At 50.3% G+C, this 12,092-nt stretch carries 10 protein-coding genes, 1 pseudogene and 1 riboswitch; of the genes and pseudogenes, 6 read left to right on the forward strand and 5 right to left on the reverse strand.

Annotation, left to right across the window (positions count from 1 at the left end; translation table 11 throughout):
* Positions 1-225: pseudogene (locus BM058_RS17435) on the reverse strand (UPF0236 family protein); the annotation flags it as partial.
* A 168-nt stretch (positions 226-393) separates the two neighbouring features.
* On the opposite strand from BM058_RS17435, the gene BM058_RS17440 reads away from it, so the two are divergent.
* From BM058_RS17440 to BM058_RS17460, 6 genes are all read left to right on the forward strand, one after another.
* Positions 394-1,842: a putative bifunctional diguanylate cyclase/phosphodiesterase gene (locus tag BM058_RS17440; RefSeq protein ID WP_090928941.1), complete on the forward strand. Its 1,449-nt coding sequence runs from the start codon at positions 394-396 to the stop codon at positions 1,840-1,842.
* A gap of 85 nt (positions 1,843-1,927) precedes the next feature.
* On the forward strand, positions 1,928-2,053 hold the full coding sequence (locus BM058_RS18775) for a hypothetical protein (protein WP_281244722.1): 126 nt from the start codon (positions 1,928-1,930) through the stop codon (positions 2,051-2,053).
* A gap of 81 nt (positions 2,054-2,134) precedes the next feature.
* A riboswitch (TPP riboswitch) is annotated at positions 2,135-2,242 on the forward strand.
* Positions 2,243-2,366: 124 nt separating this feature from the next.
* A complete protein-coding gene (tenA, locus tag BM058_RS17445) occupies positions 2,367-3,065 on the forward strand; it encodes a thiaminase II (protein WP_090928943.1) in 699 nt (232 codons plus the stop codon).
* Positions 3,062-3,661, forward strand: coding sequence for an ECF transporter S component (locus BM058_RS17450; protein ID WP_090928946.1), 600 nt, complete (start codon positions 3,062-3,064; stop codon positions 3,659-3,661). Before tenA ends, BM058_RS17450 begins: the two co-directional genes overlap by 4 nt.
* Positions 3,658-5,337 (forward strand): ABC transporter ATP-binding protein, encoded by a 1,680-nt coding sequence (locus BM058_RS17455; protein WP_090928948.1) that lies wholly within the window; start codon positions 3,658-3,660, stop codon positions 5,335-5,337. The genes BM058_RS17450 and BM058_RS17455 overlap by 4 nt, the downstream gene beginning before the upstream one ends.
* Entirely contained in the window at positions 5,331-6,098 is a 768-nt protein-coding gene (locus tag BM058_RS17460) for an energy-coupling factor transporter transmembrane component T family protein (RefSeq protein WP_090928950.1), read from the forward strand. The genes BM058_RS17455 and BM058_RS17460 overlap by 7 nt, the downstream gene beginning before the upstream one ends.
* A gap of 346 nt (positions 6,099-6,444) precedes the next feature.
* On the opposite strand, the gene BM058_RS17465 is transcribed toward BM058_RS17460, so the two are convergent.
* The 4 genes from BM058_RS17465 to BM058_RS17480 form a co-directional block, all read right to left on the reverse strand.
* Positions 6,445-9,096 (reverse strand): MMPL family transporter, encoded by a 2,652-nt coding sequence (locus BM058_RS17465; RefSeq protein ID WP_090928952.1) that lies wholly within the window; start codon positions 9,094-9,096, stop codon positions 6,445-6,447.
* A gap of 48 nt (positions 9,097-9,144) precedes the next feature.
* Complete coding sequence (locus tag BM058_RS17470) at positions 9,145-9,588, reverse strand: MarR family winged helix-turn-helix transcriptional regulator (protein WP_090928955.1); 444 nt, start codon at positions 9,586-9,588, stop codon at positions 9,145-9,147.
* Between the two features lie 280 nt (positions 9,589-9,868).
* Entirely contained in the window at positions 9,869-10,747 is an 879-nt protein-coding gene (locus tag BM058_RS17475) for an SMP-30/gluconolactonase/LRE family protein (RefSeq protein WP_407690193.1), read from the reverse strand.
* A gap of 3 nt (positions 10,748-10,750) precedes the next feature.
* The gene (locus BM058_RS17480; protein ID WP_090928960.1) at positions 10,751-11,707 is read right to left on the reverse strand and encodes a 2-hydroxyacid dehydrogenase; all 957 of its coding nucleotides are present in this window, start codon (positions 11,705-11,707) and stop codon (positions 10,751-10,753) included.
* Positions 11,708-12,092 lie beyond the last annotated feature (385 nt).

The following is a 12,092-nucleotide window of genomic DNA, read 5'->3' on the forward strand; positions in this document are numbered from 1 at the left end:
CTGAACCGGCCCGAATAAAAACTGGATAGTCCTCGCATCCCGCGTCTCCACGTCCCATCCTTCGTCCTTTTTCACTTCGCTCACCGGATCATCCAGCAGGGTGAGAGCCTCTCCCACCAAATCGCTGAACCAGCTGTACATCAGCTGCTGCAGCTTTTCTTCCATGGCCAGGACATCCGGTGTTTCTTTCATTATCTGGTGCATTTCTGTTATAATAGATTTCATGAGAAGGCCTCTTTTCGCTTTGTATTTGCTTCCTAGGCATACATCGATGATAGAGGACCTTCTCTTTTTTTGCCAATCATCAGTCTTCGTCGTTACCGAGAACTATTTTACACATACATATGCCTGGCTGTATTTTTACTATGGAAAAAATTTTATTCCAATAGCAGAATGACCCTGTCGATATTATGGACCGGTGTCGGCGTCGTCGTATTTCTTCCCAGCTTTGTAACTGCTATGATTTTATTCCACGCGGCACTCGGCTGGATGGGAGTGTTGTTTTTCGACAGCCTTCTTCTTCTCGTCAATCTATTTTTAATGATTCAATACCGCATATACAGCGAATATTACGAGGCAGCCTACTATGACAGCCTGACCGGGCTTCCAAATGCCCGGCGTTTCAAACAACATCAAAAGGACAGAACGCCATACAGTGCCGGATACTATTTATTTCTTATAAACATAGATGACTTCAAGCGGATTAACAGCTTTTTCGGCGATGAAGGGGCGGCCTATATTTTAGTATCCTATGCCAACCGGCTTCTGTCGCTGTGCGGACCGGGCGGAAACGTATACCGCATGAGCGGGGATGAATTTGTTCTAGTAGCGCCTCCTGGTACATATGAAGATATTAAAGAGCAGATTCCGGCTGATGTCCAAGAACCTTTTTTGTACCATCATGAACCTATTTATCTTGAACTAAGCATTGGTGTGAGCGCGCAGACAGTTACAGCACAAAAACAGCCAGCACAGCTGCTGCAGGAAGCAGATCTCGCCATGCAGAAAGCAAAGGAGACTGCAGGCACCGCGCTCTACTTCTATAATAAAGCTCTTGCCGACGCTTCCTTGAATGAAGTTAAACTTCGTCAGGATCTTCATCACGCACTGGATTCAAAAGAAATGCACCTGATTTTTCAACCGCAGTTGTTTCTGACAAATGGCAGACTCTGCGGATTTGAAGCTCTCCTTCGATGGGAACACCCGAAGCACGGATATATTTCCCCCGGACGTTTCATCCCGGCTGCTGAGAATTCAAGCATGATTCACCCCATCGGGCGCTGGGTTTTCAAAGAAACATGCCGTATTTTAAAAGAAAGACAGGACCAGGGAGAAACCATGTACAGTGTTAGTGTGAATGTATCGTTCCGTCAGTTTCATGACCCGGGCTTTGAATCATATGTTATTCATACGCTTGCCCATTACGACATTGAACCAGGCCTGATCACACTGGAGCTGACAGAGTCTGCAACCATCGACAACCTTCATGATCTCGTCCCAACCTTGACCAGATGGAAAGAGGCCGGCATCAAACTGGCCCTGGATGACTTTGGTTCGGGCTATTCTTCGATGAATTATATCGGAACTCTGCCGTTTGACCTGATTAAAATTGACCGCTCCTTTATCCAGGACCTTCCCGCCTCCTACTCCAAAGGAGCTATCGTGCGGGCCGTACTGGGGCTTGCTCACGACCTGAATATGACCGTCGTTGCTGAGGGCGTGGAAACAAAGGAACAATGGGACTGGCTCCGTACTCACTGCTGTGATGCCGCCCAGGGCTTTCTCATCGGGAAAGGCAGTTCTTCCATCAACACCTGTATACAAGATGCTTTTTCTTCCTGACAGGAAGTCGTTTTCCGAGTTTAAGCTGAATGATACCGGGGAAACATATTTACACCAAATAGAATCAATAGAAAGGAGGACACAGATGAGCCTGAAAAAGAAACTTTTCAGTACCGCCAAAGAGTATTTAAAAGACGAAAAAAACCGGGAAAAAGCAAAGCAGATGGCTGATACTGCTGTAAATAAAGCGAAACAGATGAAGAAAAAATAAGCCTGTCTCCCGTATGTATTTAACAAAACTATTTTGACAATACCTCATCTGCATGATACGTTATAAGCAATCGCATACAAAAGAGGCCGCTAGGGGCGCTGTAAAGCTGAGATAAGGAGTGATCTATTCCTTGGTCCCTTAGAACCTGATCTGGTTAGTACCAGCGAAGGGAAGTGGAGCCGGCATATCTGTCTGTGGATGAAAGACGGTCTTTCAGCCGTCTCAACCATAATATCTCCTACCAAACAGAGCCGCTCCATTTCCGGAGTGGCTCTTTTTATGTGAAAAATCACAGAAAGGCAGGAGATTAACCATGAGATTTTCAGAGAAATTGAGGGAGAACACGAATCACATTTTTGAGGCCTGCTATGACCACCCGTTTATTCAGGGTATCGGCCAAGGACACTTGGAGAAAGAGCAGCTCATCCATTATGTGAAGCAGGACTATGAATATTTGAATGCCATGATTCAGGCCCGCGCTCTCGCTATAGCCAAAAGCAGAACCCGGGAGGAGATGGAATTATTCCATTCCGGTATCGGATTTATTTTAAACAGTGAAATTCACCCTCACCACAATTTGTGTGACCAGGCCGGGGTCGGATATGATGAACTGCACGGATATCCACTTGCTCCCACAGCCCAGCACTATGCTAAACATATGCTCCACACCGCCTATGAGGGCAATATCGGGGATATTATCGCAGCCACCCTGCCGTGCCCCTGGATCTACCTCTATGTCGGCCGCCGGCTCATAGAGGACTATCAACCGGATGAAACCCACCCATTCTACGACTGGATTACATTTTACGGACAACAGGAAGAACCGCGCATGCAGGAATACCTGGATAAACTGGATCAAATGGCGGAAACCGCGTCAGAAGAAGAAGTCAAGCGCTGGGAAGAACACTTTCTCGACGGCTGCCAGCTCGAGTTCATGTTTTTTGATATGGCATATAAAGCCCATGACTGGCCGTTTGCCGAAGATAAAAAACCGGGGCATCCATCCAAATGAGACAAAATCATACGTTGAATCTCCGCGAAATTGTGGTGATGGCGTTTATTTCTGCTGTCTTCGGGGTTCTTTATTTAGTCTGGATTTTTCTCGGGCAGCTTGTGACAGGTATCCTGGGTCCGGTAGGCGGCGGATTGATGGCGGGGTTCTGGATCATGGCTCCCATTGTCTGTGCCCTGATCATTCAGAAACCAGGGGTGGCTCTGTTTGCTGAGCTTATCGCAGCCGGCACCGAAATCATGGTTGGTTCGGTCAATGCCGGATCGGTACTGATCCTTGGTTTCACCCAGGGGCTTGGCGCAGAGCTTGTGTTTGCCATGTTCCGGTACCGCAGCTTCAAACTCCCTGTGCTTATGCTTGCAGGTATGGCCGGGACAGCCGCCAGCTTTCTGACTGAGTTCGCCCTGTATGGATACAGTCAGTTTGCAGCAGGCGTCGTCTGGTTCATGCTTGGCACCATGCTCCTAAGCGGTCTTCTGCTCGCCGGCTGGGGAAGCCATTACCTCACCTGGGCGCTGGAGAAGACCGGTGTCCTGCATAACTTCGCCATCGGCCGCAGCAACCGACAAACGAAACAGGAAAGGGGAGCATCATGATGAGTAATGCAGCCATCCGAGGGTTGAGCATTACTTATCCAGCAGATAACCAGCCCGCCCTTCCACCTCTGGATCTTGACATCAACACAGGCGAAAATATTCTGCTTGCCGGGCCCAGCGGCTGCGGCAAAAGTTCACTCGCTCTTGCGCTGCAGGGGTTGATTCCAAGAGTGATCGAGGCCGAAAAAACAGGAACACTCACCGTAAACGAAACAGAGCTGGAGCACTGGACGACAGCACAAGCCTGCCGGCACGTCGGTATACTGTTTCAGGATCCGGAAACGCAGTTCTGCATGGAAACCGTGGAAGACGAAATTGTTTTCGGCATGGAAAACATCGGCTTGTCGATTGAGGAGATAACGAGCAGACTGGAACACGTGCTTGAGATAACAGGGCTGAGAGAACATCGCTTCAGCCGGCTCACTACCCTTTCCGGCGGTCTGAAACAAAAAGCGGCTACAGCCTGCCTGCTGGCCCTGGACCCGGCTGTGTTTGTTCTGGATGAACCAACGGCCAACCTGGATCCAAAGAGCAGCGAAGACTTTATTCAGTTATGGATTAACACTGCTGCGCGCGGAAACAAGACCCTTCTTTTTATCGAGCACAACATGGAAACCGGCCTGGAGTATATCGACCGGGTGATTGCACTGCGGAAAGAAGGAGGTGTTCTGCTCGAGGGCCCTCCCCGTACTGTTTTCCGGGAAAAGGCGCACATCCTGGAGCAGGAAGGGATTCATGTGCCGGAAGTCTGCCGGACAGCGCGCCGCGTAGAACAGGAAGGACAAATAACCTGGGATCCCTTTCCACTCAATCTGGAAGAATGGGAGGTACAATGCGCACAGCGCGGCATTCAAAAACGAAACGAACCAGCCCCGGACTTTTCTGCGAAAAGTCCCGTTGCGCCTCCTTTGATAGAAGCCGAAAACCTGACTTTTTCCTACGGGGCAGAACGTATTCTGGAGAACGTCTCTTTCACGCTGCACACAGGAGAATTCGCCGCGCTATGCGGCTCCAACGGAGCAGGTAAAAGCACGCTGGCCCATCTTCTGACCGGACTTGAGCAGCCGGAGGAAGGAACTCTGTTTCGAAAAGGAAAGGAATCAAGTCGTTACAGAACAGAGGAGATCATGAAGCAGACCGGATTTGTGTTTCAGAACCCTGAACATCAGTTCATCTGTGACTCGGTAGAAGATGAATTAACCTACGGCTGGCGGATGACAGGCAGTAATCCGGAGTTCATACGTGCAGAACTTGAAGAAATGCTCACTCTCTTTCAACTGCGGGAAAAGCGGGATGCCAACCCTTTTTCCCTGAGCCAGGGACAAAAACGCCGTCTGTCGGCTGCTGTCATGCTGGCAGGGGAACAGGAACTGTTGATCCTTGATGAGCCGACATTCGGCCAGGACGAATCCGGCACGAATGCATTGATGGAGATGCTGAAGAAATGGCAGCAGCGGGGCGGTTCGATTATTATGATCACCCATGATATGGAACTGGTGGACCGTTACGCAGACAAAGTGCTCCTTCTTCATGAAAAAAGTACCGCCTTCCAAGGCGGTACGGACACATTCTTTCAGCAGAACGATCTGCTTGAGAAAGCTTCGATAAACATTCCGGTTTCCCGAAAATTGAAACCCTGGGTTCATTCCCTCGAAAGGCAGGAAGCACCATGTTAGAACAGTATCAGCAAAAAGACCGTTTCCTGCAGAAGGTCAATCCTTCTCTGAAACTGGGGGCCGTCCTGGTCATTATCATCATGATGATACCGGTGTTTAACCCTTGGACCCCGCTGCTTTTATTCGGATGCACGGTAATAATGATCATCGCCCTCGGCGGGGTATCGTTTCGTTTTCTCGGACTGCTTTTGCTTCCCTTTCTCTTGTTTGCATTCAGCTTTGTCTGGATTCAGGTTGTGTTTCCGGATGAACGCGGAAACACGATTTTATTTACAATCGGCAGCCTTCCGGTTTCCCTTGAAAACGTATCAACCGGCGTCTCTCTCGGCATGCGTGCGCTTGTTTTCGGCTCCTGGTCTCTGCTTTTCGTTCTTACGACAGAACCGTCCCGGTTTATGCTGAGTCTCATCCAGCAGTGCAAACTGCCGCCCCGGTTCGGGTACGGGATGATGGCAGCTTATCGTTTTCTCCCCTTGTTTCGGGATGAACTGCGGCAGATTCGTACCGCCCACCGCATCCGCGGCCTGGGAGAAAAGCGGGGGATCGGTCAACTGAAACGGTATTTTATCCCGCTGATGGCCGGAGCTATCCGCAAAGCCGAACGAACCGCGGTCGCAATGGAATCAAAAGGGTTCGACGGGAGCCGGAACCGCACGTTTTACCACCGTATACACTGGAACCGGTATGACGCTTATTTTGCCGGATTGCTCCTTCTGTTACTGACAACGATTTGGTTTGTCAGCAGCCCCTGGTCCGCCTGACCAGGGGCTTTTTATCCTGGTCTCAGCTATACTTGGGAACCTGCGGAACGTGGCTTGTTTTTTATAGAATCCGGCTGTGCGTGCGCGGCCGCTGCATCACTCAGGACTGCCTTTAGTGTCCACAAAAGCTGGATGCGTGGACACTATATCTCTGACCCGGCAGAATAGTGACTCCTTTTCCTTGCCGGCAGCCACTATTTTGATATTTAAACACCGTAGTGTCCATGAAACAGCGTTTTACGTCTACTAATCTTTCTTATCTATCAGATAGTAGACGCTGACCTGACATCCGGGAGCAGAAGGGACTGCCCGGAGAGACTCTTTTGACACTTCCTCTGATTTGTCTTTATTTTTCCTTACGCTTTGACAAAGAAGGAGGAGAGTCATGGAGACTCACTACTGCCGGTATGAAGAGCGGCAGTATGATAAGGCCGAAGAGCAGCAACCCGGTTACAACGACAGTGCCGACCTGCATGAGCGTCAGGACGCCGGACGGAATCATCGCGCCGAATGTGCCGGATAGAATAATAGCTGCCGTAATAATGACAGTTCCCATTTTCTTCATGGCCTTCAGCAGGCCTTCCTGAACTCCGAGTTCGGCCTCTTCACGGTACCGGTCAAACAGAAAGATCGAATAATCAACGCCGAGAGCTACGAGCATAACAAAGCCGAAGAACGGCACCGGCCACATCATGCCGGGATAATCGAGCCCTTGAACGAAAATCATTTCCGCTGCTCCCATAGCGGTGTAATACGCCAGCATCAGTCCGCCCAGAATGAAGACAGGCTTCACGAGCGAACGGAGAAGAACAGCCAGAATCAAAAACAATCCAATCAGTATAATAATGATGGTGTTCGTAAAATCTTCGGTGGAAATGTCCTCAAGGTCCGCATTCGTTCCAGGAACGCCGCTGTAGGTGATTGTATCCTGCTCAAGCGGCGTACCGGCAGTTTCCATCGAAACAAGCTGTTTCACCTGATCCACTGCCTCAATCGCTTCAACCGAGTACGGATCCTCTTTCAGGCTCACTTCTATCGTCATGCCGGTTTGATCTTCAAAAGCATACTGACGGACGCCTTCCTGGAAATCTTCATTCTCAAGAAGGTCATCCGGTACAAATACGCCGCTGCCGCGGATATAGGAAGCTCCGGACGCTTCTGCTGTGTAGGTTTGTGCACTTTCCAGTCCTGACTCAATATCCTCAAGACCATTGATGGCTTCCTGTACCCCGTTGGTCAACTCATCAAGACTGGCTGCCAAGTCGTTTGCCTGGGCCTGCTGTTGATTGCTCATCTGCTGACTGCCCTGCTGCAGCCCGTTCTGCACTTCCGTCAGCCCCTGCTGTACACCGCTGAGCTGCTGGACCGCTGCCTGGGTATTACCGGTCTGCTGCAGCTGGCTGGAAATAGTGCCGACCTGGCTGTTGATGTCCTGGATGCCGGAGACTGCTTCATTCAAGGACCCTCTGCTGCCGGAGGCGCTTCCCTGAACCTGACTGTTCATATCCTGCAGGCCGTTACGCACTTCGCTTAGACCGTTTTGAACTTCCCCCAGGCCGTCACGGGCATCTGAAATACCGGTTGATACATCTTCCAGCTGGTTGTCGACATACATGTCATCCAGCACAGAGCCGGTCGGCCGGGTTACCCCGCGCACTTCATCCACTGCACTCGACTGCTCAAGCGTACGGGCCAGTGACTCAACGGCTGCTAGCTTTTCTTTTGTTATCATGTCATTTTCCGAATCAATAACCATTTCAAGAGGCAGTGCATCCCCCATACCAAAGGCACTCTCAATAACGTGCAGACCTTCAACCGATTGCGCCTCAGATCCTATTTCATCGGTGTTATTGTAGGAGATGTCATTGTCATAGGTTAATAGAAAAGGAAGCGTTACAACAGCAGCAATTACGATGGAGATGACCGGACGGAACACGGACAGCCGTCCCATCGCTTTCCAAAGTTTATTATCCTGATGCTCGCCTCCTTTTTTCGAAGGCCAGAACAGTTTGTCTTTCAGCACGGCCATGAAAAACGGCATCAGCGTGTACAACACGAGAAGAAGCACCGCGATGCCGACGGCCACTCCTACAGCCGACTGGAAAATCGCAAAGTCTGCAAAGCCTATCGCCGCAAAACCAACAAACACGGCAATACCGCTGTACAACAGCGTTTTACCGGCTGTACTGTACGTGTTTACAATAGCATCTTTGACTTCCTGTCCATCAGAAAGCTCTTCTTTATACCTGCTGAGAAGTAGAATACAATAATCCGTCCCTATGCCGAACAATACCGCGACGAGAAAGATCTGCGTGTACGTCGACAATGGAAAACCAAAACCTTCTGCCAGCAGGGAAATGATGGACTGGCTTAACAGATAGGTTACCGCGACCGAAATAAGCGGTACAAACGGGGTGACGACAGCCCGGAACACAACAAGCAGAAGCGCAAAAATAAGTACAACCGTAATTCCTTCTGTACGCTGAAGCCCATCCTGTGTCGTTTCATCCACGGCATCACTGATTATCGCATCTCCTGTCACATACTGCGTCATTCCATCTGGAACGGACAGAGACTGCAGTGCTTCCCCGGCCTGCACGGCCGCTTCCTGGCCTCCGTTAACCGAAACAGGTACAAGCACCACGTTATTCTCTTCAGACACCAGTTGATTGCGTACCTCTTCCCGTTCAAACGGGGAGGTCACTTCTTCAATATTATCATCAGCTGATCTGATGTCTTCTAAATATCCTGTAATATTCTGTTCTTTCTCCGCCGTCAGCCAATTATCCAGTTCGAGCACCAGGCTGATGGACTCTGCTCCTTCTCCGGCATCTTCGAGTATGGTATCGGCCTGCTGCGAAGTCATGTCTTCCGGAAGCTGAAAACTCTCTTCCTCCCCGGCCAGGCGGGATAAATCCGGCGTGAGGAAAAAGAGCAGCACTGTTACAGCCAGCAGTGCCGAAGCAATCACCCACCGGAATCTTAATATCGTACGCATGTTTCTTTCCTCCTCTTTTCTGTAAAACAACTGAAAAGCAGGATCGGCTTACGCCTGGTTTCTCAGCAGTGATTTGACTTTCTGGAAAATATAGATGAATTCATCGACTTCTTCATCATTGATTCCGGATAGTATGGAGCTTAAGTATTCGTTCACCTGCTGATTGGCCTGTTTATACGCAGCCTCTCCTGCCTCTGTAAGCTGCACGTATTTCACCCGTTTGTCGCTTGCATCCGGAATGACCCGGACATAATCTTTTTCCACCAGTTTTTTCAGACGGCTCGATGTTGCACTTTTATGCCCTCCCTGCAGTTCCGTTAACTGCTTGGACGTCATCGGTCCGTGTCGTTCGAGCAGGTTCAGCATTTTGATCTGTTCCATCGAAAACTCTTGGTGGAGTTCGTTTTCCACCTTGCGGAACACTTCGTTCTGACCGTCAATCATCACGTCTGTGAACAGACGGATCGCTTCCTCCATTCTACTTTCACCCATATAAAGTTGACCCCCTAAACTATAATATAGTTTACCCCTTGAACTATCATTCTGTCAATGCATAGACTGATTGTGATATGCTGCGGGTTGCTTTTTCCTTCCAATTATTGAATAGTAATGGTTAGACGATTTCTAAACGTCCCTTTTCCCATACTCCTTGACAAAAGAGACTCCTGGACTTCATCTAAGGTGCACATTTACCCGGAAACACTCACAATGTGATGGTTAAAGCCGGTATGCTCCATAAAAAAAGCTGCTCCCGCCTTAAACGGGAACAGCTTCAGCCGCCAAATCGGCGGGACAGCGTTCCTTTCACACCCGGGTTCAAAGCAAACAACCCGCCGGCGTGCGGCTCTATATCAAGCTGTTCTTCGTCCAGCTTATTGCGGGCGGTGGTAATATACAGCGTCCTCAAATCTTCCCCGCCGAACACGCAGGACGTCACCTGGCTGGCAGGCACCTCAATTTCCTCCAGACACTCCCCTGTTTCCGGGTTCCAGCGGCTTACTTTCCAGCCTCCGAAGTGGGCAATCCAAAGCATACCTTCCGCATCCATTGTCATCCCGTCCGGACGCCCGTCGTTTCCTGAAAAGATGATCACCGGGCGGCGGTTTGAAATTCCGCCTGCGGCGATATCATAATCAAACGCACTCACTTCAAGCGTGGGAGTATCAATGAAATACATCGTTTTACAGTCCGCACTCCACGCCAACCCATTGGAGATCCCTATATGACCGACTTTTTGGCTGCAGGTGAACTCAGGGGTCAGACAATACAGCGCTGCCTGGTCTTTCTGCTTGCTGTACGCCATCGTTCCGGCCCAGAACCGTCCGGCCGGATCCACTTTTCCATCATTAAACCGATTGCCGGGCAGATGCTCTTCCGGGTCCACAACCAACTCAAATGTTTCCCGGTCAAAATTAATCCTGTAAAAACCATGCTGCATAGCACCGATCAGCTCCGAGTCTTTATGTACCACAACAGCTCCTGGTTCCTGACCGGCATTTATCGTTTGATTAATCTGCTGCTTTGGATCATAGCGATGGATGTTCTCCCCCATGATATCCACCCAGTACAATACGTTTTGATGCTCATCCCAGGTCGGCCCTTCTCCGAGCAGGGCTTTTTCATCGACAATAAGTTCTGCTTTTTTGTTCATCATTCATCCTCCCGGTATGACATGCTCCGGTGTCCGGCCTTTCACTCCATTTACACACTGCCGCGCAGCATCCATTGCCATCGCATGCCTTGTCTCATGGGTAGCTGTTCCGATATGCGGAAGTGCGACAACGTTGTCCATACCCAGTAGTGGATGATTGGGATCCACCGGCTCCTGCTCAAACACATCCAGTCCGGCAGCAGCGATCTCTCCTTCTTCCAGGGCCTGAATCAAGTCTTCTTCCACCACAACTTTCCCGCGGCTGCCGTTTAGAAACACAGCGTGCTGCTGCATGCTGCCAAACGACTGGGCATCGATTAACCCGCGTGTTTCATTTGTCAGCGGAGTGAGCACCATGACAAAATCCGAGGACTGCAGCAATTCTTCCAGCTCCGCGTAAGAAGCGCCGGTATTCGTTTCTGCTTCCGGCTTCCGGCGGCGGTTGTAATACATTACTTCCATACGAAATCCAAGCGCAGCGCGGCGTGCCACTTCCTCCCCGATTCGGCCCATGCCGATAATTCCCAGCGTCTTATGATGCACATTGGTACCAAAGTGCTCCGAGGTCAGCGGTTTCTTCCACCCCCCGTTTTTCACCATGTTGTTCAGCTCCGGCATACGCCGGGCAGTGGCAATCATCAAGCCTGTCATCGTGTCAGCCATCGTATCAATCAGCACGGCAGGGGTGTGGGTCGCAGTAATACCCCTTTTTGAAATCGCTTCCATATCAAGGTTATCATATCCGACCGACACATTGCTGATAACCTTCAGATTCGGCGCATGCTGCAGAAGGTCTTCACCAATGGGCAGGCCGGCTCCATACAAGGCGTCTGCTTTTGAAAGCTCTTCATAAAACCTGTCTTCTTCTTTTTTTGGGCGGACCACACTCACTTCTGCATGGTCTTCCATAAATGCTAGAACGTCTTCAGGCGGCTCTACGTAAGACAGAATCTTCGGCATCCTATTTATCCCTCCCCTGTAAACTATGCTTTCATTCTATCATAATTCCGCTTTCACAGGGTGGGAGTAAACCGCTTTGTCTGCGTCAAGTTTTTCTCGGTAAGCCTGAAAGACGGCAGTTTCCGGCCCTCTCTTGTTGTACACCGTGAATCTCCTACCGCGCTCCGCTTGGTGGCCTCGCTGGAAGGTCTGCTTTCTGGCGAAAACAGACCTTCCAGCGAGGGTTAGGAAAGGCTCTTTACCATATGGCCCATCGCTGTGGAATGGGCGGCATGCAGCGGTATGACACCGGCTGTCGTCCCGTTGGATGCCCGGGCCGGGTCCCGGAGAATATCGGTCATCCGTACCATGCGGGCCCATTGACGCTGCTGCCTTACCGAGCGCG

Source organism: Salibacterium qingdaonense (assembly GCF_900114715.1).
Taxonomy (GTDB): Bacteria; Bacillota; Bacilli; order Bacillales; family Marinococcaceae; genus Salibacterium; species Salibacterium qingdaonense.

Excerpts from the sequence above, each read along its gene's own strand:
- BM058_RS17440 (WP_090928941.1), top strand. The coding sequence starts at position 394 with ATGACCCTGTCGATATTATGGACCGGTGTCGGCGTCGTCGTATTTCTT.
- BM058_RS17450 (WP_090928946.1), top strand. The coding sequence starts at position 3,062 with ATGAGACAAAATCATACGTTGAATCTCCGCGAAATTGTGGTGATGGCG.
- BM058_RS17460 (WP_090928950.1), top strand. The coding sequence starts at position 5,331 with ATGTTAGAACAGTATCAGCAAAAAGACCGTTTCCTGCAGAAGGTCAAT.
- tenA (WP_090928943.1), top strand. The coding sequence starts at position 2,367 with ATGAGATTTTCAGAGAAATTGAGGGAGAACACGAATCACATTTTTGAG.
- BM058_RS17455 (WP_090928948.1), top strand. The coding sequence starts at position 3,658 with ATGATGAGTAATGCAGCCATCCGAGGGTTGAGCATTACTTATCCAGCA.
- BM058_RS17470 (WP_090928955.1), bottom strand. The coding sequence starts at position 9,588 with ATGGGTGAAAGTAGAATGGAGGAAGCGATCCGTCTGTTCACAGACGTG.
- BM058_RS17465 (WP_090928952.1), bottom strand. The coding sequence starts at position 9,096 with ATGCGTACGATATTAAGATTCCGGTGGGTGATTGCTTCGGCACTGCTG.
- BM058_RS17475 (WP_407690193.1), bottom strand. The coding sequence starts at position 10,747 with ATGAACAAAAAAGCAGAACTTATTGTCGATGAAAAAGCCCTGCTCGGA.
- BM058_RS17480 (WP_090928960.1), bottom strand. The coding sequence starts at position 11,707 with ATGCCGAAGATTCTGTCTTACGTAGAGCCGCCTGAAGACGTTCTAGCA.
- BM058_RS18775 (WP_281244722.1), top strand. The coding sequence starts at position 1,928 with ATGAGCCTGAAAAAGAAACTTTTCAGTACCGCCAAAGAGTATTTAAAA.